Origin of the sequence: Tetragenococcus koreensis, from assembly GCF_003795145.1 — a bacterium.
Lineage (GTDB): Bacteria > Bacillota > Bacilli > Lactobacillales > Enterococcaceae > Tetragenococcus > Tetragenococcus koreensis.
The window spans coordinates 276,465-303,213 of the sequence record NZ_CP027786.1 but is presented as its reverse complement, the minus strand read 5'-3'; the positions used below and the strand labels follow the sequence as shown (position 1 = coordinate 303,213).

The 26,749-nt window shown below is 37.0% G+C and carries 26 protein-coding genes; 1 reads left to right on the top strand and 25 read right to left on the bottom strand.

Annotated features, from left to right (window positions below):
* Nucleotides 1-165: 165 nt before the first annotated feature.
* From C7K43_RS01540 to C7K43_RS01530, 3 genes are all read right to left on the bottom strand, one after another.
* The gene (locus C7K43_RS01540) at nt 166-1,323 is read right to left on the bottom strand and encodes an ArgE/DapE family deacylase (RefSeq protein WP_124005234.1); all 1,158 of its coding nucleotides are present in this window, start codon (nt 1,321-1,323) and stop codon (nt 166-168) included.
* Nucleotides 1,324-1,360: 37 nt separating this feature from the next.
* Nucleotides 1,361-2,872 carry a YfcC family protein gene (locus C7K43_RS01535; RefSeq protein WP_124005233.1) on the bottom strand — a complete coding sequence of 504 codons (1,512 nt, stop codon included), beginning with the start codon at nt 2,870-2,872 and terminating at the stop codon, nt 1,361-1,363.
* Between the two features lie 665 nt (nt 2,873-3,537).
* The gene (locus C7K43_RS01530) at nt 3,538-4,536 is read right to left on the bottom strand and encodes a YeiH family protein (protein ID WP_124005232.1); all 999 of its coding nucleotides are present in this window, start codon (nt 4,534-4,536) and stop codon (nt 3,538-3,540) included.
* 116 nt (nt 4,537-4,652) lie between these two features.
* Between C7K43_RS01530 and C7K43_RS01525 the strand changes: the two genes are divergently transcribed.
* Nucleotides 4,653-5,525: a LysR family transcriptional regulator gene (locus C7K43_RS01525; RefSeq protein WP_124005231.1), complete on the top strand. Its 873-nt coding sequence runs from the start codon at nt 4,653-4,655 to the stop codon at nt 5,523-5,525.
* Between the two features lie 72 nt (nt 5,526-5,597).
* Here C7K43_RS01525 and C7K43_RS01520 read toward each other — a convergent pair whose 3' ends face one another.
* The 22 genes from C7K43_RS01520 to C7K43_RS01415 form a co-directional block, all read right to left on the bottom strand.
* Entirely contained in the window at nt 5,598-6,320 is a 723-nt protein-coding gene (locus C7K43_RS01520; protein WP_124005230.1) for an alpha/beta hydrolase, read from the bottom strand.
* A gap of 361 nt (nt 6,321-6,681) precedes the next feature.
* Entirely contained in the window at nt 6,682-7,935 is a 1,254-nt protein-coding gene (locus C7K43_RS01515) for an ABC transporter permease (RefSeq protein ID WP_124005229.1), read from the bottom strand.
* A complete protein-coding gene (locus C7K43_RS01510) occupies nt 7,928-8,827 on the bottom strand; it encodes an ABC transporter ATP-binding protein (RefSeq protein ID WP_124005228.1) in 900 nt (299 codons plus the stop codon). The genes C7K43_RS01515 and C7K43_RS01510 overlap by 8 nt, the downstream gene beginning before the upstream one ends.
* 777 nt (nt 8,828-9,604) lie before the next feature.
* Nucleotides 9,605-10,126 carry an acyl-CoA thioesterase gene (locus C7K43_RS01505; RefSeq protein WP_124005227.1) on the bottom strand — a complete coding sequence of 174 codons (522 nt, stop codon included), beginning with the start codon at nt 10,124-10,126 and terminating at the stop codon, nt 9,605-9,607.
* A 68-nt stretch (nt 10,127-10,194) separates the two neighbouring features.
* Nucleotides 10,195-11,157, bottom strand: a complete 963-nt coding sequence (locus C7K43_RS01500) for an alpha/beta hydrolase (protein ID WP_222591146.1) — start codon at nt 11,155-11,157, stop codon at nt 10,195-10,197.
* A gap of 713 nt (nt 11,158-11,870) precedes the next feature.
* Complete coding sequence (locus tag C7K43_RS01495) at nt 11,871-12,656, bottom strand: acetyl-CoA carboxylase carboxyl transferase subunit alpha (protein ID WP_124005226.1); 786 nt, start codon at nt 12,654-12,656, stop codon at nt 11,871-11,873.
* 1 nt (nt 12,657) lies between these two features.
* Nucleotides 12,658-13,521: an acetyl-CoA carboxylase, carboxyltransferase subunit beta gene (accD, locus tag C7K43_RS01490; protein WP_124005225.1), complete on the bottom strand. Its 864-nt coding sequence runs from the start codon at nt 13,519-13,521 to the stop codon at nt 12,658-12,660.
* Between the two features lie 12 nt (nt 13,522-13,533).
* Nucleotides 13,534-14,898, bottom strand: a complete 1,365-nt coding sequence (locus C7K43_RS01485; RefSeq protein WP_124005224.1) for an acetyl-CoA carboxylase biotin carboxylase subunit — start codon at nt 14,896-14,898, stop codon at nt 13,534-13,536.
* A gap of 7 nt (nt 14,899-14,905) precedes the next feature.
* On the bottom strand, nt 14,906-15,325 hold the full coding sequence (fabZ, locus tag C7K43_RS01480) for a 3-hydroxyacyl-ACP dehydratase FabZ (protein ID WP_186810684.1): 420 nt from the start codon (nt 15,323-15,325) through the stop codon (nt 14,906-14,908).
* Nucleotides 15,326-15,336: 11 nt separating this feature from the next.
* Nucleotides 15,337-15,825, bottom strand: coding sequence for an acetyl-CoA carboxylase biotin carboxyl carrier protein (gene accB, locus C7K43_RS01475; RefSeq protein WP_124005222.1), 489 nt, complete (start codon nt 15,823-15,825; stop codon nt 15,337-15,339).
* Between the two features lie 2 nt (nt 15,826-15,827).
* A complete protein-coding gene (fabF, locus tag C7K43_RS01470) occupies nt 15,828-17,063 on the bottom strand; it encodes a beta-ketoacyl-ACP synthase II (RefSeq protein ID WP_124005221.1) in 1,236 nt (411 codons plus the stop codon).
* Between the two features lie 42 nt (nt 17,064-17,105).
* On the bottom strand, nt 17,106-17,843 hold the full coding sequence (fabG, locus tag C7K43_RS01465; protein WP_124005220.1) for a 3-oxoacyl-[acyl-carrier-protein] reductase: 738 nt from the start codon (nt 17,841-17,843) through the stop codon (nt 17,106-17,108).
* A 15-nt stretch (nt 17,844-17,858) separates the two neighbouring features.
* A complete protein-coding gene (gene fabD / locus C7K43_RS01460; RefSeq protein WP_124005219.1) occupies nt 17,859-18,779 on the bottom strand; it encodes an ACP S-malonyltransferase in 921 nt (306 codons plus the stop codon).
* A 477-nt stretch (nt 18,780-19,256) separates the two neighbouring features.
* The gene (locus tag C7K43_RS01455; protein ID WP_124005218.1) at nt 19,257-19,481 is read right to left on the bottom strand and encodes an acyl carrier protein; all 225 of its coding nucleotides are present in this window, start codon (nt 19,479-19,481) and stop codon (nt 19,257-19,259) included.
* Nucleotides 19,482-19,527: 46 nt separating this feature from the next.
* Entirely contained in the window at nt 19,528-20,496 is a 969-nt protein-coding gene (locus C7K43_RS01450; protein WP_124005217.1) for a beta-ketoacyl-ACP synthase III, read from the bottom strand.
* A 10-nt stretch (nt 20,497-20,506) separates the two neighbouring features.
* Complete coding sequence (gene fabT / locus C7K43_RS01445) at nt 20,507-20,947, bottom strand: fatty acid biosynthesis transcriptional regulator FabT (protein ID WP_124005216.1); 441 nt, start codon at nt 20,945-20,947, stop codon at nt 20,507-20,509.
* 612 nt (nt 20,948-21,559) lie between these two features.
* The gene (locus C7K43_RS01440) at nt 21,560-22,057 is read right to left on the bottom strand and encodes a nucleoside 2-deoxyribosyltransferase (RefSeq protein ID WP_124005215.1); all 498 of its coding nucleotides are present in this window, start codon (nt 22,055-22,057) and stop codon (nt 21,560-21,562) included.
* Nucleotides 22,050-22,691: a deoxynucleoside kinase gene (locus C7K43_RS01435; RefSeq protein WP_124005214.1), complete on the bottom strand. Its 642-nt coding sequence runs from the start codon at nt 22,689-22,691 to the stop codon at nt 22,050-22,052. The genes C7K43_RS01440 and C7K43_RS01435 overlap by 8 nt, the downstream gene beginning before the upstream one ends.
* 184 nt (nt 22,692-22,875) lie before the next feature.
* Entirely contained in the window at nt 22,876-23,106 is a 231-nt protein-coding gene (locus C7K43_RS01430) for a YkuJ family protein (protein ID WP_124005213.1), read from the bottom strand.
* Nucleotides 23,107-23,196: 90 nt separating this feature from the next.
* Complete coding sequence (locus tag C7K43_RS01425) at nt 23,197-24,075, bottom strand: NAD(P)-dependent oxidoreductase (RefSeq protein ID WP_124005212.1); 879 nt, start codon at nt 24,073-24,075, stop codon at nt 23,197-23,199.
* Between the two features lie 72 nt (nt 24,076-24,147).
* Complete coding sequence (locus C7K43_RS01420) at nt 24,148-25,389, bottom strand: glycosyltransferase family 4 protein (RefSeq protein ID WP_124005211.1); 1,242 nt, start codon at nt 25,387-25,389, stop codon at nt 24,148-24,150.
* Between the two features lie 35 nt (nt 25,390-25,424).
* The gene (locus C7K43_RS01415) at nt 25,425-26,429 is read right to left on the bottom strand and encodes an LTA glycolipid anchor biosynthesis glycosyltransferase, IagA/BgsA family (RefSeq protein WP_124005210.1); all 1,005 of its coding nucleotides are present in this window, start codon (nt 26,427-26,429) and stop codon (nt 25,425-25,427) included.
* Between the last annotated feature and the right edge of the window lie 320 nt (nt 26,430-26,749).

The window sequence follows — 26,749 nt, the reverse complement described above, 5'->3', positions numbered from 1 at the left end:
TGATTTTATAATACGGATTTTCATTTAACTTTTTCAACCGTTTGTCCTTGTTTTCATTATTTTTCAAACAATAGCGAAAAAGCCAAGTAGCGAAGTAAAATACTTTACAACGTTACTTGGCCTTTTTATGATACCTAACTGGAAAATAAATCATTATTTTCTAATTTAAGACAAATACTTCTTAGCAAACCGTTTATAAAATTCTGCCGCAGCTAAGTATTCATCTATATCCACATATTCATCGATTTGATGGACAGAATCATTCCCTGGGCCAACTACAAGCATCGTTGGCGCTGAAGGACTTTTAACAAAGTTAGAAGCATCTGTGGCTCCAGGTTCGCCAACAATCTTAACCGGATGGCCTAAAATATCGCCCAACATTTGTTTAGCTGTTGTGACATATTCGCCTTGTAGGTCACCATCTACTGCCCCGCCTAAATAATCATATTGTAATTCAAATTTGTAATCTGGCCAGGAATTCAACTCTGAAACGATGCTTTCCACCATTTCTTGAACCTCTTCAACTGTGTACAGCGGGTTGATCCGAACATTTCCACGAGCTGTGATTTTCCCCGGTATACTATTCACTTGATCTCCACCTGAGATCATCGTTACATTATGAACCAATGGTCCCAACGTTTCATGGATTTTTGGTTGAGTCCGCAACTTTTGATTCGCCATATGAATAAAGTCTAGCATGTGGTCCAAGGCATTAATGCCCGGACTAGAACTGATCGCAACTTTCCCATAGGAGGTAATCGTGTAGTCAATATCGCCATTACTGGCATATACCACGTTCAGATCTGTGGTATCTTCACCAATTACCAGAACATCCAGATCATCGACATACCCTTGCTTGGTCAATTCCTCTGAACCCCACATTCCAGTCTCTTCACCTACTGTCGCTAATAAACGTAATTCTCCTTTTAAAGGAACCTTTTCTTCTAATAACGTTAACATCGTGCCGACCATACCGGCCAAACCACTCTTCATGTCAGTCGTTCCACGTCCATACATTTTCGTGTTGTTGTCATATAGCTTGCCAGAAAAAGGATCATCCTTCCATGCATCTGGATCGCCCAAATTGACGACATCCATATGCCCGGAAAAGCCTAGTTTAAAATCACTATTTTCGGGTCCGATCGAAACAACTACACTCTCCCGATCTCCTTTATAAGGAACACGCGTAATCCGTACTGCGTCTTGGTCTTTATAGGGTGCAAATAATTTCACGATGTAATCTACGACTTGCTTTTCATGATCGTCCACAGTCGGGATTTGAATCAAATGTTGCAGTAATTCAATTTGTTTTTCTTTGTTCATATTCATTCACCTTGTCTTTCATAAAAAATGTCATTTCTTAAATCAGCGTTAAAATTACGAAATAGCTACAAGAAATGAGCAGTAACAATAAAGCTAATTTCCAAGCCCATTTCCACCACGTCGAAATATTAACATTCGCAATTTGCAAAGCACCTATAACTACCGCAGACGTTGGCGTCAACATATTAACCAACCCAGCGGCTGCTTGATAGATACTAACAACGATATCTGATGCTACACCTGCAAATTCTCCCATAGGACCAATAATCCCCATTGTCGCTGCAGCTAATCCTGATGTTGAAGGAATAAGGAATGTCATTGGTAAATAAAAAATATAAGTTGCAACCGTAAAGACCACTTTGTTGGTACCTTGAAGAACCAATTCTCCCCAATGTAAGACAGTATCAGTAATCATACCTGCATCCATCACAACCTGAATACCACGCGCTAAAGCTACAACGATTGCGACACTGACAAAATCTTTCACACCTTCCATGAAATAACCAACAAATTTTTGTTCAGGGATACGATAGGCAAATTTAATAGCAATTGCCATTGCAAGAAAGAGCATCGTGATTTCATTAAAATACCAATTGCCAAATGCCACAATGTCTTGTCCAATTATACTTCCTAATAAAGGCACGTTTTTCAGCCATTCGGCAAACGAATCAAAAAAGGTCCACTCAGTATTGATCGTTTGCCAAGGCACCAAACCAACGACCATCAGTACAAAAGTCAAAGCAAAAATCCATAATACTCTTTTTTGTCCTGAAGAAAGCTGTGGAATTTTCCCTCCAGGCGCTTGTTCAGTTTCTGAAGGTTCACTCGCCTCTTTTGTAGAATAGACCAAAGATTTTTGCGGGTCTTTTTCAATTTTACTAGCATAATGATAAATATACCAAATCGCAACCGATAAATTGATTGCTAACAAAATCAAGCGAGAAATCAAGCCCTCTCCCATCGAAATGTTTAAGGTTTGCGATGCAACACCTGTGGCAAAAGGGTTAACTGTAGCAGCGATATTTCCCATCTGAACACCGACCAGAGGAATTGCAACGGCAACGATCGCGTCTAATCCTAAAGCCTTCATGATTGGAATCAATAGCGGATAAAATGCCATTGTTTCCTCTGCCATACCAAAAGTCGAACCTCCTAATGCAAAAAGTATTGTCAAAATAGGAATCAACATTTTCTTCTGTTTGGAATATTTATGAACTAAAACTTCGATTCCGTCGTTTAGTGCGTTTGTCTTATTGACAACTCCTAAAAAACCTCCAATGACTAAAATAAAAAGAGAAATCGAAATGGCTCCTTCTGTTGTTTCATTACCGACCATCCCTATGATTGGGGCCATGAAAATGTCCCAAATTCCTTGGGGATTATTAGCAACTGTATGGTAACTATCACTGATGATCTCGCCTGCTTGGTCAACGTTGTAAGCTCCAGCGGGAACAATCCAGGACAAAATAGCCATCGTAACAATCAATAAAAATAAAATGGTATATGCCGAGGGCACTGAAAAACCTTTTTTTTGTTTATTTTCCGTCATCTATTTTTCTCCTTTCTTGTAAAATATCTTTACTAATTAAAGACTATGCATAATCCAATTTCCTGATCTAATACTCATGCCAAAATCAGGAATTTATATCAACCAATGATTCATTGACTACTTGATATTTATTGCAGCCTATTGTGGCTTATTCTAACAAATGAAGTTGTCAGGGACAATGCTCTTACTCTAATTACAACAAGACGGGGAAAAACTGCTATTTTTATTCGCTTATGTCCTAATCATAAATAAAAAGCCAAGCAGATGGCAATTTTTTTGCTACCTTACTTGGCTTTTTTAATTATTAATCATGCAAAAAACGCTGCAACGCCAAACTTATCCGACAAACAAAATTGATTCTCTTCAAAATTTACGGTTCAAGTTTTAAAAAAGCGCTTTCAAAATTGTATTATATGCGTAAAATGCCCTTCTGTCATTAAGTTATATTGCACATTTCGATAATACAATTCATAAAACTTTGTCATAGCAAAGAAAGCTGTCTATTTACGTAAAAAAAGAAAGATAGCAAAAGCTAACTTTCTTTTCTAGATCTTTCTAAATCATATTTAAATAATCATTTCTACTACCTATTGATTATTACCATAGACGATTTTTTGCTCATTAAGATACTTTCACAAAACTATATTAGAAAAATCGTTGCCTTATTACCAAATACCCAACACTTGCTGCATGACCAAACTAACCAGCATAATACTTATCCAACAAATGAAGCCTAGTAAAATCGGTTTGCCACCTGATTTTACTAATTGGACAATATTGGTATTTAAACCAATCGCTGACATGGCCATCGTAATAAAGAATTTACTCAAATCCGTTAATGTCGTGGTCACACTGGTATCTAATTGAAACACCGTACTAAAAATGGCGGCAAGTAAGAAAAACAAAATAAACCAAGGAAAGGTTTGAGATAGCTTAACAGAAACCGCGTTGCTTTTTTTAGAACGATAAAAAGCTAATATCAATGTAATTGGAATGATCGCAAGTGTTCTAGTTAGTTTAACAATCGTTGCATAATTCAAAGCGACATCACTACTATGTGATGCGGCCCATGTTTGTCCTGCGGCAACTACTGATGAAGTATCATTAATTGCAGTGCCGGCCCACGTGCCAAACCCAACATCATTCAATCCTAGAAACTCACCAAAAATAGGAAATAAAAATGCTGCAATCACGTTAAATAAAAAAATTACCGAAATTGATTTTGCGATATCTTCATCTTTCGCCTCAATCACCGGTGCAGTAGCCGCAATCGCAGAGCCTCCACAAATAGAAGAACCCACACCCACTAAAATTGAAACATCTGCAGGAATCTTTAACCATTTGCTTACAAAATACGTAACAATCAAGGCTGTGCTGATTGTTGAAATAATAATCAATAACGACTGGCTCCCCACCGCAAAGATTTGAAAAAGGTTCATTCCAAATCCCAGTAAAACAATAGCGTACTGTAAAATTTTCTTGGAGGTAAACTTAATTCCAGGTTCAAACACACTACTTCTGGGAAATAACGCAATAATCAAACCAACTAAAATACCAAAGACAGGCCCTCCAATAATTGAAAAACGCTGTCCTAAAAATGTTGCAATAAGTGCAATAAAAAAGGATAAAACAATCCCTTGATAATTTTTCTTGATAAAATTCATTCTAGCTTCTCCTTGCTATTTCATTTAGCAATATATTATCATAAAGCATATATAACAGAAAATTATTTATTATTATATACCAATAAAAATAATTTATCGCAAGGAGGTTGTAAAAGTTGCTAGATTTTAGAACGACTACATTTTTAACCGTATGCAAATATATGAATTTTACTCAAGCAGCTGAAGAACTACGTATCACCCAGCCAGCGGTGTCCCAACACATTAAGTACTTAGAAACAAATTATGGTACAAAGCTGTTTAGTTATGAAGGGAAAAAGCTACAACTGACTCGTGCCGGAAAACTTTTCCATAAGACCTTATCGACTGTCGCTTATGATGACCAGCTGCTAAGAAAAAGTATGCTGCAGGATGATCACTTAGTGTCCCATTTAAATTTCGGCGCTACGCGCACAATTGGTGAGTTTGTCCTACCAGAGAGATTAGCTGATTTTTTTAAGACGCATCCGTCGATACAGCTAACGATGATTGTTGAAAACACTGCTTACTTACTTGATAAGTTACAAAGTGGCGCAATTGATTTTGCTTTATTGGAAGGCTATTTTCCCAAAACAGAATATAGTTTTATCCAATATTCCAGGGAGAACTATGTTTTTGTCGCAGGACAAAACTACTCTTTTAAAAAAACGCCCCATTTGTTGGAAGATTTATTAAATGAAACCTTAATTATTAGAGAATCTGGCTCAGGAACACGCGCTATTTTTGAGAAAAATTTGGAAAAACAAAACCTATTACTTAATGATTTTAAGCAAATACTTGAAATTGGAGATATTAGCGTTTTGAAGAATTTCGTTAAAAATAATTTAGGCGTCACTGCGTTATATGAAGCGGCAGTAACAGAGGAATTAAAAAATGGTCAACTAAAAAAAATCGTCATCGACGATTTACAAAAAATGCATGACTTTTATTTTGTTTGGCGCAAAGGAAGCGTCTTTTCCGACATTTATCGCACACTGGCACAATCTCTTTAACAGATACCAAACATTCTGGGAAATGAAATATCCCTCCAGTGTGCGATTTTTTTACGTAATCATAAAAAATGCTTATCCAATACCTACTACCTTTTCTAACCATTCAATACTTAATGGGAGCCAACGTGACATATGTGGATCCAATCGATCGTTATTAACAACACTGGTCCATTTATTAGCTAATGCGATGCCATGATCGCCAGTGCCAAATTCATGAACTTCAAAAGGAACGTTGTTGCGTGCCAAAGCTTCTGTATATACGTGGATGTGTTCTAAAAATGGGGTTACTTGATCATTGACAGCTCCCCAGATAAAGGTTGGTGGCGTATTTGTCGAAACAAATTGGGAAACATCTTCACTCTTAACGCCCATTTTTTCATCTAAGGTAGGTTTGATGACAGGATAGCCAAGAAGCGCAAATTTAGCCAGTGTTGCTTCTTGATTTGAATAAGCCGCAGCTAGTTGCCCTCCGGCTGAAAATCCAATAATTCCCAACTGATTGATATCTACTTGTAGCTGACTGGCGTGATCTGCAATATAAGAAAAAGCTTGTGTGATTACTTCTTTAGCAGCCGTATAATTTTTTTGTTCTTCCACCGGGTAATTCACTACAAAGGATTGGAAAGCTTGTGTCGCAAATTGCAGTGCTACTCTTTCCGTATCTCTTTCCTGTAGTTCCTTATAACTTCCTCCAGCAATAATAACGATTCCTGGAAGAGCAACATTTGTATTACTTTGATAAATCGTTAATGACGAATTATTCGTTGAATCAAGCGTAATATTTTTAATATCCATTAGGATCACCTCAATGATTTTTTTATAAATTCAGTCTACTAAAGAAATGGCACTATAGCAACTAATCGAAAAGCCTTGGCAGACAATTCAAGGTCAATGTGGAAAATGCTGGTCAATTTCCTATCTAGTAAAATGAGATTCTATTCTTGCTTCTCGGTTAAAACTTTTCATAATGCGGCAATAGTATTTATCACATATAATGATTTAAACAAATATATTGCAAAAACATCATGAAATTCAGAAACTAGAATTCGACTAGCAGGCTGCTAATTTGTGTTGTCCTATTGTTAGATAAATTCACTAACTAATAAAATCCCCCAAAGTTCGATCCACACACGAACTTTGGGGGATTTACTATATTTTATTTATTTTTCATCAACGTAAATGATTGTTTTAGAGTCGCTAATAAGCCTTTATCGTTATATACCAAAACATTTGATTTATACATCTTAGCTGAAGCTATGGTCAATAGAACTGTAGTAGCAACTAAAATCACTAAAGAAATAACCGCTTCTTGGATGGAAGCTGTTTCGTTAGCCAAACGAATCGGCATCAAATAAGAAGATAGAAATGGGATATAGGAAGTAATTCGAATAATAATGTTACTTGGATCAAACGAACCTAGAGAGATTCCCAATAGATAACCGATTAAGGATAAATAGGTCACAGGCAAAATCACTTTGGACGTGTCTTCTGTTTTCGTTACCAAAGACCCACAAAGTGCTGCCAAAACGGCATAAATAAAAATTCCTAAAATCAAAAAAGCCAACGTAAACATGAGGAAGGTTCCAAACACACCTTTTAGTGAAACAGTATCCAATAAGTTTTTGACGACTTCAATGTCTTTTACCCATTGATAGCTAATCGCGAAAGCTGCAACATAAACCACCATCTGCGTTAAAGCAACGAACAAAATCCCAACAAGCTTACCATAAAAATGGATTTGCGCTCGCGTACTGGATAAAATGACTTCCATAATACGCGTTCCTTTTTCTGAAGCAATTTCTTGTGAAATAATGCCGGCGTAAGTAATAATAAAAACAAATAAAACAATTGTCGCTGCAAAGCTAATAGCAAAATTGAAGTCTTCAGAATCTTCTCCTATTTGCATATCCCCAGCGTCAGTAAAACTAACGGATTGCTGTTCAAAAGCTGCTGGCTGATTCAAGCTGTTGACTTCATCTGCAGACAAACCTAATTCTTGCGCCCGCATATTCGTCTGAATATCATTCAACATTTGCTGCAAGGTCAACTCAACCGACTGTCCCATGTTAGACTCGCTATATAAAGTGCCATCAAGTTGATTATTATCTGCGGTATCGACAACGAAAAGTGCATCGATTTCTTCAGCAGATAATTCATTTTCCCCTGCATCTTGTGAATCAACAACTTTAAAATTGTAGCCTGCAGGAGCTGAATCACTCATTCCTTCTGCCAATTCCGTTGAAGAAGACGTGATACCAATCGTATCTACTTCCTCGCTTTGGCTACCAAAATACCCAGCCGCGTATACGATTCCCCCTAATATAAAAGGAACCAACAACATAATCAAAAACGAAACGGAACGTACATTTTTCTTATAAACATCTCCAGCAATAATCCAAAATTTATTCATGTCGATCACCTGCTTTCATTTTAAATATTTCTTCTAGCGTAGGTGGTTGTTGATTAAACATAGGGATATAGCCTTCTGTCGTTGCTTGGTTAAAGATCGTTTTTCCAACTGCAGGATCATCCACTGTAATCTCTAAATAACGTTGATCCTGTTCTATTACACTAGTAACTCCAGGCATTTGAGCAACTTCATCTTTTGTTAGGTCTGATTCTAAAAAGACTTTGGTTCGTCCAAAGGATTCCCGGATTTCATGAACATCTCCTTTTAAAACAGCCCTTCCGTTATTTAGCATAATCAAATGGTCACAAATTTTTTCCACGTTATCCATATTATGACTAGAAAATATCACACAAGATCCTTTTTCCTTGAGGTCCATAATTCCATCTTTTAATAGCTCAGCATTAACCGGATCTAATCCACTAAACGGCTCATCCAATATAATGAGATCCGGCTCATGAATCAATGTAGCGATCAATTGAATCTTTTGTTGATTCCCTTTTGACAATGTCTTGACTTTATCTGATTTTTTACCTTTAACTTGAAATTTTTCCATCCATTCATCAATCTTTGGTAAAATTTCTTTTTTCGTTTTTCCTCTTAATCGTGCGAAATAGATCAGCTGCTCTTGAACAGTGATTCGCGGATATAATCCGCGTTCTTCTGGTAAATAACCAATAATATTGTATTCTTTGTCACTTAAATGACGTCCATTCCACAAAATTTCGCCTTGATCCGCTTGTAAAAAATTAAGGATCAAACGAAAGGTTGTGGTTTTCCCCGCACCATTTTGACCAATTAACCCCATAATTTGACCCTTATCAATGGTGAAGGTTAAATCATCTACTGCTTTATAATTGCCAAAAGATTTCGACAAGTTTTTCACTTCTAACACAATCCCCACTCCCTTTTTAACAGTATGAATAACAAACTGTACCAACTATCTCTTTTTCCCCAATATAAAAAACAAAGATTCGTTTGCTTTTTTAAGTACAATTTTGTATTTTAATGTTACCTTACCTTAGGTTAAATCGCAATCGGTAATAAGAAAGTTGTTATTTAAATATGTGGAATTCATGCAAAAGCCGAATAAAAACCCAGCAAACAGTTCCATAATCTGTTTGCTGGGTTCGCTTGAATTTATTACTTCCTTGAGCTTTTTTAATTTTTCACTTTTTCTACGAAAGCGTCTTCTAGCGTTTTTGAAAAGTTTAACGAGCGTTGCTTACCCAAATCATCTGCCCATTTAGGAATCGTAAAAGTTTTTTTGATAGGATTTTGCGAGCCTAAAAAGGAATTTATATCTACATACACCATCGTAATAAAAGTTTTATCGAATCAAATACGTTTTGAACATCATTGTCCTCATTAAATGGTTCGTTCTCTTTTACACTCCCCATCTTTTAAAACATAGGTAGTGTCTCTCCAATTTACTCCCTGAAAAATGAAAGATGGGGACTGTATTCGTGAAAGAATCCCCATGAATGAAAAAATTTTCATTAAATCTGACAATATCCATAAATAACAAACTCTAACATTATTGTCCAACCAGCTAGTTACAGAAAATACAATTTCTTTTGTTGTCTATCCTTTAGAGAGTCTCAATAAATTTTACACTTAGGGTTAGCATAGCGAAGAATGAGTAAATTTTGTCCTCATCCCCATACTAGATTTACCACGGAAAATCCGTTGAGAGATTGGCAACGAAGTTTTTATATCCCTCCCGTTCTGCCAGTCTTTGTTGTCTTCTTTTTTCATAACCGTCACAAACCATTTTTTCTTCTTCTGTTTCCGGAACAACTTTAGGGACAGTGAATTCTTTTTCTTTGTTCATATGAGAAGGAACAGCGACAAAGGTCATAAAGCAAGTAGCCGCCAGATAACGTTCTCCTGTAACCAAATCTTCTCCGATTACTTTCACAAAAACCTCCATTGATTTATGATGGGCTCCGGTCACGTAGGAATCTACACACACTGAGTGGTTACTTTTCAGTGGTTTCAAAAAATTCATTTGATCAATAGAAGCTGTCACAGCGCCTCTTCTACAGTGTCTAGTGATTGAAATTGATGACGCATCATCAATAATTGTCATCAGTTTTCCACCAAATAAAGCGCCAAAAGGGTTCAAATCAAAGGGGAAAATTCGATGATTTTGAATAACTTTTGATTCGCGACAATAACGAAATTCTTCCATATTGACTTACCTCGTTTCCTTTTATACATTTATTCATCGCTGTATTAATACTAAAATAGAATAATTAACTACGTTTGTGCTGCAAAATAATGATTTGTAGCAAAAATAAAATGAGCTAAATAATTTATCGTTGCTTTTTGTGCTATTTTTGTTTGATCGAATTGGTCAAAAGCATGAAAACAGCCTGGGTAAATATCCATAGTAGCTGGGATGCCCGCTTGTTGTAAGTTTTTGATATATATCCTGGTCTCATCGTAAAAAGGCTCAATGTCACCGACAAAAGTATAAGTTGGTGGTAAGTTATGATAATTAGTAGCTCTGGCTGGTGCAGCATAGCTTGATACATCTTCTGTTTGAAAATGGTCTTTTAAATACATTTGCCAAGCCACTTGAGTCGCATGACTGTCCCAAATAGGTGCATCGTTATTTTGCATAGAAGACGTCATCATACGATCGTCCAACATGGGATAAAGAGACATTTGAAAAGCAATATTGACTTCCCCACGGTCACGTGCTAAAAGTGACACTGCTGCAGCTAATCCACCGCCTGCGCTATCGCCTCCCACAAAAATTTGATCGAAACGGATACCTAATTCGCTCGCATGATCTTTCATCCAAAGCAATGTGTCATAGCAATCTTCTAAAGCTGCAGGAAAAGCTGCTTCGGTTGATAGACGATAATCAGGTAATACAACTACGCAATTAGTGGCTTCAATAAATTTTTGAACAAACCCTCCATCTTGTTCTGGTGCGCCTAAAGCGTAGCCACCTCCGTGAACCCAAAGAAGGCCTACTGCTTCATTTTTGGGTTTATTGCTTTTAGCCACGGCAAATTTTAGTTGATCGTTATGCAAAGAAAGTGTCACATAATTTTTCCATTGAAGATTTTTAGGCCGTAAAATGCCGCGTGTAACATTCAATATCTTTTGCATATGAGAAAAAGTATTTTCGTTTTTAAAATGAAAGCCATACCGAATCATTTTTCCGATCGAGCGTAGTTCAGGGTGAATCATCTCATCAGTTATCTTCATTGTTCGTCTCCTTATATGTTATTTTTTATTATTATAACGTTTCAAATTTCAACTAAAATATTTACCCCCACTTAACTTTTTAAGTTATAAAGATATATTTTACAAAAGCTTACAGGCATTCAACACCATAGGAGCAAAGACACAGAGAAGGGGTAGAATACGAATTGGCTTTCCATGTTTGAAAAGATAAAGAGGCAACTTCTGTTCTTACTTTAGTTTTTCCAATTTCTAAAGTTACTTTTCGAATCCTACTCTAGTTTCCCTCATTTCTAGTTACTTTCCTGATCCTACTCTAGTTTTCCCTATTTCCAGAGCTACTTTCCGAATCCTACTCTAGTTTTCCCTATTTCTAGAGCTGCTTTTCGAATCCTACTCTAGTTTCCCTCATTTCTAGAGCTACTTTTCGAATCCTACTCTAGTTTTCCCTATTTCTAGAGCTACTTTTCGAATCCTACTCTAGTTTTCCCTATTTCTAGAATTACTTTCGAGAAATGCTCTCTATCTTTTGGAAAATAGGGTCGTTGCCATTAGTAGCTGTCACGGTTTAATTACAAATAACAACCTCTTTTTTCTCACCACTATAAGCCTCAATAAAATTTTCACTTCCCGCTACTTATCAAATTATTTAATACAGCAAAAAGAAGGCAAGTTAACTGTACCTTCCTTTATAACTAAAAAACCACCGGACCACTATACGGCTCGGTGATTTTTGTTTAAAATTTACGGAAACGTTCATAGCGGTCTTGCACTAATTTAGCAGGTTCTCTTTTAGCAAGATCATTTAATTTCCAAGTTAAATCGGCTTTGACTCGCCGCAAAATTGCTTCTTCTGATATGGGTTCGCCACGGAATGATTCTGGAATGACTTGCTCAATAACATCCAGCTCTTTTAATTCTTGAGCCGTAATCTTCATCAAGTCCGCAGCTTCCTCCGCACGGCTACTATCTTTCCACAAAATCGAAGCAAAACTTTCTGGTGGCAACACGGCATAAATAGAATTTTCCAGCATCCAAACTTCATCAGCCACGGCTAATGCTAGTGCCCCACCACTGCCGCCTTCACCGATAATAATTGAAATAATGGGTACACTTAAGTCAGCCATTTCAAACAAGTTTTTGGCAATTGCTTCCCCTTCACCACGTTCTTCTGCACTGACACCAGAATACGCCCCAGAAGTGTTAATAAAGGTAACAACAGGACGACCAAACTTTTCAGCTTGTTTCATTAGGCGTAGTGCTTTACGATAACCTTCAGGTTTAGCAGAGCCAAAATTACGTCTTAAATTTTCTGGTAAATTTTTACCTTTTTGAATTCCAATCACTGTCACTGGCTTGTTGTCTAATAAAGCAACGCCACCAACCACAGCTTCATCATCTGCATAATAACGATCGCCGTGAAATTCTTGAAAGTTTTCAAAGATACGTTCAATATAATCCAAAGAGGTCAGGCGTTTTTGATCGCGAGCTAGTTGAACGATCTCATGTGCAGATCTTTTCATCTTAACGCCACCCTTTCATCGTATGCATATGAATTAATTCATAGATACGCGCTTTTAATTCCTTACGCGTAACAATCTGATCAATAAAACCATGTTCCAAAAGAAATTCTGCTCGTTGAAAATCTTCTGGCAATTCTTGTTTGATCGCATTTTCGATCACTCGTCTACCAGCAAAACCAATGAGTGCTTGTGGTTCGGAAATAATAATATCTCCTTGCATCGCAAAACTTGCCGTGACGCCACCGGTAGTCGGATCAGTTAAAACGGTTAGGTACAATAATCCAGCATTACTATGATTTTTTACGGCTGCTGATACTTTAGCCATTTGCATTAAAGAAAAGATGCCTTCTTGCATCCGAGCACCGCCTGAAGCAGTAAATAAAACGACAGGTAATTGTTGTTCGATGGCTTTTTCAAATAAGCGCGTGATCTTTTCACCGACGACAGTGCCCATACTTGCCATAATAAAATGGGAGTCCATAATGCCAAGTGCGACTCGTTCACCAGATATATCAGCAATACCCGTTAAAACAGCTTCATGTAAGTTGTTTTTTTCTTGCATTTTTTTTACTTTTTCTGAATAACCAGGGAAATCGAGTGGATCTTTTGTTTCAATATCAGTGTCCCATTCTTCAAAAGTACCGTCATCTGCGATCAACGCTAGACGTTGGCTGGCACTGATACGGAAATTGTACCCACAATTGGGACAAACTTTTTCTTCACCGATCTCCTTAGTATATAAAATATGTTTGCAGCTTGGACATTTTGCCCACATATCATCTGGGACAGAAGGCTCGTTCATAGGTGTCGCATTACGATTAGGATTGATTTTGATGTAATCCTTTTTCTTTTTAAACAATGCCATTTGCTGCGCCTCCTAATCTTCAGGTGTCCAATTTGGTAAGAATTCTTCTTGTAAAAAGGCAGTATTATAATCGCCAGAAAGTACTTTGGGATGACTGATCAAATCTAATTGAAATTCTGCATTCGTCACAATTCCCTCAGTAACTAATTCACTTAATGCCCGTTGCATTTTCATTAGTGCTTCTAAGCGTGTATCAGCATAAGCGATGATTTTGGCAATCATTGAATCATAATAAGGTGGAATCGTATAGCCTGAATACATCGCACTTTCTACCCGAATGCCCATACCACCTGCTGGCAATAATAAGTTTTCAATCTTACCAGGAGATGGAGCGAAATTAAAGGCTGGATTTTCAGCGTTAATCCGACACTCAATCGCATGCCCTTTAAATTGAACGTCTTTTTGTTCAATAGTTAGCTCTTGGCCACTAGCAATTTCTAATTGTTTTTTGACAATATCAACGCCTGTTACCATTTCTGTAATCGGATGTTCTACTTGAATTCGAGTATTCATTTCCATGAAATAAAAATTACCGTCTTCATCCATTAAAAATTCAATTGTTCCAGCATTACAATAATCGACAGCTTGGGCCGCCTTAACTGCAGTCATCCCAATTTCTTGTCGTTTTTCTTCATCTATAGCTACTGAAGGTGACTCTTCCATAACTTTTTGGTTATTACGTTGTAAAGAGCAGTCTCTTTCTCCTAAGTGTATCACATGACCAAAATTATCGGCTAAAATTTGAATTTCTATATGACGAGCCGGATAAACAATTTTTTCGATGTACATGGAATCATCGCCGAAAGCTGCTTTAGCTTCTTGTTGAGCAGAAGAAAAATGATGTGGTAAATCCTCTTTATTATAAACTTTCCGGATCCCTTTACCACCACCACCAGCTGCAGCTTTCAACATAATTGGAAAGCCGATTTCATCAGCGATTTGAACCGCTTCTTCGACATCGCTAATGGCACCTGGACTGCCCGGAATAACCGGAACATTTGCTTCTCTCATCAATTTTCTAGCATTGATTTTATTCCCCATGTCATCAATTGTTTTACTTTTAGGACCAATAAAGACAACATTCATTTCTTCACACATCGCAGCAAAACGTGCGTTTTCTGACAGAAAACCAAACCCAGGATGGATTGCTTCTGCTTTGGTTACGATAGCTGCACTTAAAATTTGCTGAACGTTCAAATAAGAGTCTGATGAACGTGCGGGACCAATACAGATTGCTTCGTCAGCTAATTCAGCATGTAGGGCATCTTTATCTGCCTCTGAATAAACCGCAACTGTATGAACGCCTAATTCGCGACAAGCGCGTATAATCCGTACCGCGATTTCTCCGCGGTTTGCAACTAAAATCTTTGAAAACATAATCCACCTATCCAATCATGAACGTTAATTCTGCTTCCGCTACTTTTTTTCCGTCAACACGAGCGATACCTTTACCAATGCCCGCAGAAGATTTCACTTTTAACAGTTCAACTTCTAACATTAGTGTATCGCCAGGAGTAACTTTTTTGCGGAATTTGGCTTTGTCAATACCACCAAAATAAGCAGTTTTCCCACGAAACTGTTCTAAGCTAAGCAGAGAAACAGCACCTGCTTGTGCCATTGCTTCAATAATCAAAACTCCTGGCATCACTGGTTCATGAGGAAAATGACCTTGAAAAAATGGTTCATTAACTGTAACATTCTTTTTAGCCACAATCCGTTTTCCTTCTTCTAACTCTTCTATGCGATCAAGTAAGAGCATAGGAAAACGATGCGGGATGATTTCTTTGATCTCTTGAATATTCATTACTGACATATTTAGCCTTCTTTCACCCGGAACAATGGTTGATTAAATTCGACCACTTGCTCATTTTCTACTAATACTTCAACAATTTCGCCAGATACGTCACTGGTAATTTCATTCATCACTTTCATCGCTTCAACGATACAAACGACTTCCCCAGCTTCGATATGATCCCCAACTTTTTTGAAATCAGGTTTTTCCGGCGCTGGACGTAAATAAGTAACGCCAACGATTGGAGAAACGATATCTGTTCCTTCTACCGCTTCTTTTTCTGGTTCAGCTGTTTTTGACTGAACAGTTTGTTGCGTCGCTGGTTGGGCTGTTGGTGCTGATTCTACAGTAGTTTCTGTTGAAGCTCCAGCACTATTTCCTTGACCAGCTTGACTTCTTGCTGCTGCTGTTTTATTAAAGTATAATTCAAAAGCTCCGTCTTTTAAATCAAATTCGGTCAAAGTAGATTGATCAAAGATTGCAAGCAATTCTTTCAATTCTTCTTGTTGCATCTTTATGCCTCCCAACGTTTCATCAATAATACCGCATTATGGCCACCAAAGCCCATTGAATTGCTCAATACATAGTCTAAATTCGCGTCGATACTTTGGTTTTTCACCACGTTTAAATCAATGTCTGGATCTTGTTCAGTTACATTAATACTAGCTGGTACAAATTGATGTTGTAAAGCTAACAAGGAAGCAACGGATTCGATTCCACCGGCAGCTCCTAACAAGTGTCCGGTCATTGATTTGGTACTGCTGACATAGACATCTTTGGCATGTTCGCCTAAACCATAGTGAATAGCGGTCGCTTCTGATACATCGTTAGCCGGCGTTGCTGTTCCATGAGCATTAACATAGCCGATTTGTTCAGGAGTGATTTGCGCTTCATCCATAGCTAATTTCATGGCTTTTCCGGCACCTGAACCATCAGGATTTGGTGCGGTCATATGATAAGCATCACAGTTAGCACCATAGCCGACAACTTCCCCTAAAATATTAGCTCCGCGAGCTTGAGCATGTTCTAGTGATTCCATTAAAAGAACACCAGCACCTTCACCCATAACAAAGCCTGAACGATTAGTATCAAAAGGCGTTGAAGCATGATTAGGATCTTCGTTACGGCTTAAAGCAGTTAAAGAAGCAAAGCCGGCAATGCCGATTTCACAAATGGTTGATTCAGATCCGCCCGCAAGCATCACATCTTGATAACCATGTTTAATATTACGGAAAGCTTCGCCAATAGAATTATTGCCAGAAGCACATGCTGTAACAATGGATGTGCAAATACCTTTAGCACCTACACGCATAGCGATATTTCCAGCGACCATATTCACAATTGACATTGGTACAAACATTGGCGAAACACGATCGGCCCCCTTTTCGTTCATGCGTGTCACTTGTTCTTGAATCGTTGGTAATCCACCGATACCAGAACCCACCATGACACCGAAACGGTCCATATCCGTTTTCTCTGTGTCTAATTTTGCCATTTCAAGGGCATCAAGTGCAGCATAAACGCCATAAAGTGAAAAAAGGTCCATTCGTTTAGTATCTTTTTTCTTAAAATATTTCTCTCTGGGAAAGTCTTTGACCTCACCTGCTACTGAAACGCCGGTATCTTCTGCATCAAACTTCGTGATTTTATCAATCCCGTTTGTCCCATTTTGTAAACTTGATAAAAAGGTTTCTGGGTCATTGCCGATCGGCGAAACAACACCATAACCTGTAATAACTACTCGATTCATAATGCTTCTCCCTCCATTTTGCGAAAAGCCAATCGCATTGTTTTAACCTTGCATCACTAAACCACCATCAACACTAATCACTTGTCCTGTAATATAAGGACTTTGAGCTAAGAAAACGGCTGTTTTAGCTACGTCTTCTGGGCTACCTAAATGCTGCAATGGAATAGTTTCGTTGATTTGTGCTTTAATTTTATCCGACAAAACATCTGTCATATCCGTAGCAATAAAACCGGGCGCAATCGCATTGCAAGTAATACCACGTGGTGCTGCTTCTTTGGCTACTGTTTTAGTAAACCCAACAACACCAGCTTTACTTGCAGCATAGTTTGCTTGACCGACATTGCCTATCAAACCAGAAACGCTGGAGATATTGATAATAACGCCTGCTTTTTGTTTCATCATTTTTTTCAGGATATGTTGGGTCATATTGAAGGTTCCAGTTAGGTTAACTTTCAAAACATCTTCAAAGTCTTCTTCTTTCATGCGGAGCAATAATTTGTCGTTATTCATTCCTGCATTATTGACCAACACCTGAATTTCACCTAATTGCTCTTGGGCTTGTTCAAGCATATCTTTGGCGCTTGAAAAATCAGAAATATCACCAGATATACCAATACATTTTACCCCAAAAGTCTCAATTTCGGCAATTAATTCCGCAGAAATTTCTTTGCGTCCATTAAGTACAATGTTAGCACCTTGCTGCGCAAATGCTTTAGCAATAGCTAATCCAATGCCACGAGTACTGCCAGTAACAAATACATTTTTATTTTGCAGTTCCATAGATTCCTCCATTAATTAAACAAATTCTTCTGTTTCTTGCAAGGTCTTCAAATCTGAAACACGGTTCATTTTTATTGTTTTATCAATTTTTTTCATAAATCCTGTGATCGTCTTTCCAGGACCCACTTCGACTACGCGTTCAATCCCCAAATCTTTTAAAGTTGCAACACTTTCATAAAAACGAACAGGCGATTTAACTTGTAATTCCAATAAATGTTTGATTTCGTCTTGCTGCATAACGTTAGCAGTGGTATTGCTGATAACCGGAATTTGCATTTCATTAAAAGTTACATTTTGTAATGTTTCTTTTAATTGTTTAGCTGCTGGTTCTAAAAGTTTCGTATGAAAAGGGCCACTGACGTTCAAAGGGATCATACGACGTACGCCTGCCTCGGTTAATAAATCAACTGCATGATCAACTGCTTCTTTTTCACCGCCGATGACAATTTGTTTAGGCGTATTATAATTAGCCGGTGCCACAATTCCATGTTCACTAGCTTTTTTACAAGCCTCTTCAATCGTATCTATCGGTGCGTTCATGACTGCTACCATTTTACCAACGCCTTGTGGAGCCGCCTCTGCCATATACTTTCCACGTTTTGCAACTAAAGCAACTGCTGTGGAAAAGTCTAATGCTCCACTTGCCACTAGTGCAGAATATTCGCCTAAGCTCAAACCTGCAACAGCATCAGGTTGAATACCCTTTTCTTTTAGTAATCGCAAAAAAGCAACACTGACCGTTAAAATAGCAGGTTGTGTATATTCGGTTAGATCCAGTTTATCATTTTCGGTAAAGCATAATTCTGCCATATCATAATTTAAAACATTTGACGCTTGTTCAAATGTGTCTCTGACAATTTCGTATTGATCATAGAGTTCTTTTCCCATACCAGGATATTGATCTCCCTGACCGCTAAATAAAAAAGCTGTTTTCATCCGCTTCTCCTTTAAAACTACTCCTAATTAAAGTTGCAATTGCTGTCATTCGTTCATCATTTATGTAAGCATTTTTTACTGCCCAGCTTGCAACCATTCGAAAATTCCGGACACTACGCCTCGCATTCGCTCTTCCTAGTACTGTTCATCTCTTCGCTTTCGCTTCGATCTCATCAAGGTCTAAGCGACAAGTTGCTAAGACCTTGTAGGATCTGTTCTTAGCTCCCCTTGGTCGCTAAATCGTAGTGATTCGAAAGTAAGGTGACTACGCCTCGCTCCGCTCTTCCTAGTACTGTTCATCATCTACTCTTAGCTCCCCTTGGTCGCTAAATCGTAGTGATTCGAAAGTAAGGTGACTACGCCTCGCGTTCGCTCGTCCTAGTACTGTTCATCATCTACTCTTAGCTCCCCTTGGTCGCTAAATCGTAGTGATTCACAGCAAAAGCAAAGGCTAGGCTTTGGGCCCAGCCTTGATAATTAAGCTTGTTGTTTTTCTACGTATTTCACTAAATCATCGACTGTTTGGATGCCTTCATCTGTTTCAATTTTTACATCAAATTCGTCTTCGATTTCGTTGATAATTTGGAATAGATCCAAGCTGTCAGCTTCTAAGTCCTCTTGGATGTTTGTTGACAATTTAATTTCGTCTTTTTCCTTATCTAATTCTTCTGCTACGATTCCTTGAATTTTTTCGAATACCATAGTTATATTCCTCCAATATTTTTTCTAATTTTATCACTTAACAGGTTTATAATACGACTGACAAGGTTGCCCAAGTTAATCCGCCGCCAAAACCTGAAAGTATCACATTTTGTTGGTTTCCAAGAACAATTTTTTTACTTGCTACTGCTTCATCCAATAAAATTGGAATTGAGGCAGCAGAGGTATTTCCATAACTGTCCATGTTTTGTAAAAATTTTGCTCTGGAAACATTGACTTTCTTCGCGATTTTATCTAAAATACGCGCATTCGCTTGATGAAGTAAGAAATAATCGATTTCTTTATTTTGTTCATCCATCACTTTTTTGATTTGTTGTACTACGTCTCTTACCGCAAAATCAAAAATTTCGCGTCCTTCCATTGATAAGTAAGGACTTTGCTTCGTGCCATCTTCTGTATATGGATTATTAACGGCGGTAAAACCAGACGTCAAAGACATCGCTCGCGTCCCATCTGCTTGTAGATTTTCAGCCGTGATATGTTCTTTTTCTGCTGCTTCTAATAAAACACCACCAGCACCATCACCAAATAACACTGCAGTTGTCCGATCGGTCCAATCTAGCACTTTAGAGATAACTTCCCCACCAATGATCAAGCCCTTTTTAGAACCAGTGCGTATCATCTTATCGCCCATTGATAATGCATAAACAAAACCTGAACAGGCAGCGCTTAAATCAAAACACATTGCATGGTTTGCACCAATTGCTCCTTGCACTAAGCAAGCAACCGAAGGACTATTGTAATCAGGAGACATCGTTGCAACAATGATAAAATCAAGATCTGCAGCAGCATACTCACTTTTTTTAAGTAGTGTTTCTGCTACTTTAATACAAAGATCCGAAGTGTTCTGAGTTGTTGCAATGTGTCGTTTTTTAATCCCTGTACGAGATTGAATCCATTCATCACTGGTATCCATGATTTGCGCTAATTGATCGTTGGTCACGACTTTTTCAGGAACGAAACTGGCTGTTTGTGTGATCTGTCCAAAACTATTCATTCAATTACACTCACTTATAATCTTGTAGGAAATCATGAAGATTTTCCAATGCCTTTTGTAAAGCCACAGACTCTTCACTGTCCATGCCTTCCAAAATACTTTTGACCATTTGCATATGAAAATGCTGATGGACACGGAAAATCAATCTCCCCTTTTTGGTCAAACCTAATTTGACAACTCGTCGATCATCTTCACTACGAAGACGTTCAACATAGTCTTTTTTTACCAAACGATTGATTGCGATCGTCAATGTCCCAACAGTGATCGAAAGTTGTTTGGCTACTTCAGAAGTAGTCTTTTTTTCGTACATACCGATCGCTTCTATTGTATGCATCTCAGTAATCGATAAATCTTTAAATTGCGACTTTTTCAGCTCAGATTCTTCGATCACTAAGATATCATTAAAAGCCTCAACTAATAATGTATTGATTCGTTCAAAATTGGGCTCCATTAACTAACACCATCCGAATAGTTTGATTATCAAACGATTTGATAATCAAACTATAAATGAAACTCAAAAAAATTGCAACCTTATTTTTACATTTTTCATTCGTTTACTTTGCAAACAATCAAAAATCGAAGATCAAATTACTTTGACTTGCAAATAATTTTAACATAATCAGCTGTTGTGTAAATAGCTTTCGATTTTCCTTTTAGTTTTTATTAACATTCTTTGCCAAATAGACAGGTGATTTGTTAGACATCATTGGTTAAAGTTCAAATTTAGAAGAAGCTTTATTTTGGTATTAGCTCAGAAGATTTTAGAAGCTTTGACCTAGCAATCCGCACTAAATATGTACTTGAAGCACTTTATCTATCATTAAAAGGAAACTGTTTACACTAATGAAAAAGCTGAAACAAAAGCTTCCAGCAATGATAAATTTTCGAAAACTAGCGCTTACCTCCCGTATCTCTATGTTTCTCGTCAGAAAAGGCGAATGGCCCAGGATTGGGATGTCTAATTTTTTAAAAATCATTATCAGAGAAAACTTATGTCCCAGCTTGATCTGTAATAGTTTTTTTGGTTTTATCAACTACCATTACAAAAGCTAAATCAAAAGAGTTAAAATACATCAATAGGAGCTTGTGGCTCACTAGGGAAATGATTAAAGTCATACGTACTTAGTTTTTCAAATGAATCGATAAAATTCGTTGTTCCGCGTGCAATCATTAAATTTAACTCCTGTTTATCAAGCTCTTTACTAAAAGGAAACACTAAAACAGGTTTGTGCAGTGCACGCATAAACCCAATTTCAAACGCAGAACCATCATCAATTTGATCCAAATCATACAAAAATACGCCGCAATCCGCAGTACTCATAGCAGACAAATCATTTTGATAAGTAGCATTTTGCCAAGTAAGCGTACCAAATATTTCTTTTGGATCATCAAGCGTTGCTTCTTTATATTGAAAATCAAAGGGAAAATGAATAACGGCTACTGTATCATTTTTTTCAAGTGCTTTTTTAGCTTTTTCAACACGCTTTTTCTGTTCTTCATTAAAATAGGGTGTCCCTAAGTAAACTTTGACTAGCGGTTGTTTTTGCTTATCTTTACCCAATTGTCATTTCCTTTCTATTAAGTTTCGTTTGGATCTGGTCGAATACATTTTGCCAGTCTTTCTCTTTTGTCACATCATAACGATTGGCATCAATTTTTAGTTTAGGGCCGTGATCATATTGCTCAAACCAATCACCGTAAGCTGTATGCAATTGCTGATAGTAAGTTAACAGTCCGTTTTCTTTGGTTGGTTGTTCAAATGTTCTGCCACGTTTTTGGATATTGGTTAATATATGGTCAAAACTAGCATCTAGATAGATCATTAAATCAGGCGCTTTTTTGGGCAGTGTCGCTAGTTCTTCCATCATATTATCTAATAGTTCTAAATAAAGTTGATATTCTTCTATACTGATATTGCCGTTTTCTACATTGATTTTGGTAAACAACGCATCTTCATAAATAGAACGATCCAATACATTATTTTGATCAAAAAATGCTTCTTTGATACTTTTAAAACGTTTGTTTAAAAAATAAATTTGTAAAGCAAAGCCATACTTTTCTGGATTATTATAATATTTGTTTAAAATAGGATTTTCATCCACAGCTTCATAAAACGGCTGCGTATGTAACTCTTTTGCTATTTTGGTTGTATAGGTCGTCTTTCCTGCCCCAATCATTCCTGCCATTACTATCACGATTTTGATCGCCTTCCTTATTATATTTTCAAAAACACACAATATATAGTATTTCATCATCGTTCGCCTTCCATATATAGTGCTTCCAGACAATTAAAATTCTACAATAAATTGGACCTATTGTGAAGAGCTTCTACAAAAAAATCCGAGAAACAATTATTTTTAACTTGTTTCTCGGAGTCTTTTATTGTATTAAATCATAAATTTCCATTGCCACAATATCAATATTATCGAATTGGTAAGCTTGATTCGTTTGAGCTTCAGTTAACTCAAATGTTTCTGTTGAATTGTCATAGGTTACTGTACATTTTTCAACGCCTTCTTTTTCAAAACGGCGTACCTGCACTTCACTATCTTGTGCTTCGACCATAGCTTCCAGTCGTTTAATGATAGCAACTAATTGGGAACTTTGCATCCTAAGTGCCTCCTCTTTTATTCACATTTCTGTTATATTCTAACAAAAAGAAGAAGACTTGTGGTCGTTTTTTTCAATTTTTTTTAGTTTTTAAGAATTTGTTCTCTCTTTCCACCAAAGTTTGATTAATGCTTGGGTTCCGTCATTTTCGTTGCCTTGATCTGCCAGTTTTTCATAAAGTTGAGTAGCTAATTGGGTACTAGGTAAATCCAATGACATTTTTTTCGCTTCATCTAAAGCAATCTTCAAATCTTTAATAAAATGTTTAACAAAAAAGCCTGGTGAATAATCGTCTTTTAAAATACGCGGACCGTAATTAGTCATTGACCAATTGGCAGCACCGCCACCAGCCAATGTATCCATAACTTTTTGTAAGGATAGTCCTGCTTTATCTGCATAAACCAGCATTTCAGTCATACCAGTCATAGTTCCAGCGATCATAATTTGATTAGCCATTTTAGTATGTTGCCCTTTACCGGCTGTACCATGCAATGTATAAGTTTTACCCATTTTTTCAAAAAGTGGCATCACCTTATTGTAAACTGTTTGTTCGCCGCCTACCATAATAGTTAATGTCGCATTTTGTGCGCCCAAATCTCCACCAGAAACCGGAGCATCTAAGCTAGCAGCTCCTTTATCGTTAGCAGTTTGATTAATTTTTTCAGCCAAAGAAGGTGTACTAGTCGTTAAATCGACTAAAATTTTATCTTTGACATCGCTAGCAAAAATTCCTGTCGACTCATCATAATAGACTTGTTCAACATCTTGCGGATAACCGACCATGGTAAAAATTATTTCACTAGCAGCAGCAATTTCTTTGGGTGTATCTTTCCAAGTCGCACCATTTGCTACTAGGTCGTCAGTTTTACTTTTTGTTCGGTTATAGACAAATAACTCATGACCTGCGTTCATTAAATTTACGATAATTGCATGTCCCATAACTCCTGTTCCGATAAAACCAATTTTCATTAGTCTTCCTCCTTATAATATAATAAAACCTGTACCTTCAGTATACGTGAAAAGTACAGGTTTTTAAAATAATTAATGGAAAATCCCTTTAAATAATCGTTTGTGTTTTTTCGTTTTGGTGCTTGTATCAACTTCAGGTCGCTGTTCTTTCTCAGCTTGAACTTTTTCATAATAGACAATCGTCTCATTATAAAAAGCCAGCATGGATTTGCCAAAGCTTTCTGCTGAAATTTCGTATTTTTTTCTAGCTAAAACTTCCGGATTTTTAGCAGGGTTTTCTGCCATATAAGAAAGCAGCATGGACGCAAATTCATCATCTGTTTTAAAAGTGGCTCCTAGTGAAAAATCATCCACCAAATGATCTAAATAATCATTCCCTTCAACTACAAGTTGTGTTCCAGAGGCCATTGCTTCCAGATATGTTAACCCCTGGCTTTCTGAAGTAGAAGTACAAACAAAATAATCAGCTGCTTGATAATACAATGCTACTTGATCATTAGGCACCTCTCCGACAAACAGTACCCTATCTGTTATTCCTTCAATAAAAGCTAACTGCTTTAATTCTTCTTCATAAGGCCCTTTTCCTACAATTACTAATCGTACGCTAGGTTTCACTTGTAAAATATCAGGTAATTTTTGGATCAAAGCTTGAATGTTTTTTTCGTAAGAAAGCCGACTAAGAGAAAGAAGAAACGTTTCATCTTTTTCCATTCCCAAAAAAGTTCGTAATTGTGCTATTTCTGTAGGTGTGTTTTCGTTTGGCTCAAATTTTTTTGTTTCAATCCCCGTTGGAATAATGCGCATTGGCGTAACCACACCATATTTTCTTAACGTAGCTATCACTCGTTCACTAGGACAAACTACCCCAGACGTATGGTTAGCAAATACTCGAGAAAAAATTTTTACATGAGTTGGCCGAAGCACTTTTCCGTGAGCGATATAATGTAAATAATCTTCATACATTGTATGATAAGTATGGACAACAGGGATATGCAAGCTTTTCCCCACTACTTTTCCTAAAAATCCAACCCCGAATTCGGTATGAGTATGGACCAAATCTAATTCAAATTCTTTTGCGATCATATACGCATCCCACATACCACGTACCACAATACGGCGGTCTTTAAATGAGATAAAAGGCACACTCGGCATGCGAATAATCCCTTCTTCATCATCAGGCGCATTAGGATCAGTGGTGGTAAATATGATTACTTCATGCCCTAATTTAACTAATTCATCTTTTAAAGTTTTAATTGATGTAGCAACTCCACTTACTTGAGGAAAGTAAGTATCTGTGAAAAATCCGATTTTCACAAAAATTCACTCCAAACTACGAACCTGCCGTTTTTTTAAGAAAGCACCATTTCATATACATTTTTTAATTCAGTACCGATATGTTGAATGCTTTTTGTTTGTGCTGTTTGCCACCCATTTTTTGAAAGATCAGGCAACTTTTTTTCTACAATACCTTCTAGTAATTGACTAAATTCAGCATTATCATGCCCCATATAGCAATTTTGTTTGTCTTGTAACCAGCCTTCATAGACAGGAATATCACGTACAAGCACATTTTGTGAACTTGCTAAGGCTTCTAAAACCACGATTCCTTCCGTTTCTTCATAAGAAGGAAAGAAAAATAAATCTGCGTTGGAATAAGCACCCTCAATGATGTCACCTTTGATATAGCCAGGAAATATGACATTATCCGGATGATCATATTGTACAATTTTACGAATCTCTTTTGGCACAGAATATAAGGAAATATGACCAAACCATATGAATGTATATTGCGGAAAACGTCTAGCAATTTCGACAAAATCAACAATACCTTTACGATAGAAATAAAGCCCCACAGAGATAATCACTTTCTGTTCAGCAGCTAAATTAAAATATGCTCGAAATTCCTGCTCCTTTTTAGCATCAGGCTTAAATTGGGCCAAATTAATCCCATTAGACACTACATCAATAGGTTTCTGAATGCCGTAACTTTGTAGAATACGTTTAGCATATAGTGTTGGTGTGATTAAATGGTCCCCTAAAGAGTAAAGACTGACAATATATTTTTTATATAAAGGTGTAACTGCATTAGAACCGATAAATGAATTCTTGAAATCTTCTGCGTTAGAATGGGCATGATAAACCACTTTTTTCTCTTGCCTTTTGGCTTGCTGAATCATTTTTCGAGTATTTAGGCCATACGTATTAATATGTAAAATATCGTAGTCCTTGCTTTTGGCATCAGTGGTATATTCAATTCCTGCGCTTTCCAATGCCTTCTTTTGATGGTCAAATGCTCGACCAATCCCTGATTTTTCTAGCATTTTTTCACCTTCAAAATAAAGCAATACCTTCAAGGATTCATTCCCCTTTCGTTTTACAACTACAGTATATCATATTTTAAAATGAACGTAACTCCAACTAAGGGCCTATATCGATTCCCATTATTGTAAAAATTAGTTTCTTATTTTCATTGGAAACAAACGACTGTTTCGTTTTAGCCTAGCAGTTCAGCAATTTATACTTTGGAAACTTTTTTTCTTGTCTATTCGTTTACTGAACGAATAATTCTTTCTTGAGTTTGCTGTTAAGAAAACTTTTCTTAAAAAATTACTTTTGTTTTGCTAGTTTCTTTTCACAAAAAATGATATCTTTAAGGTAGCTTATGTTTTTAAAA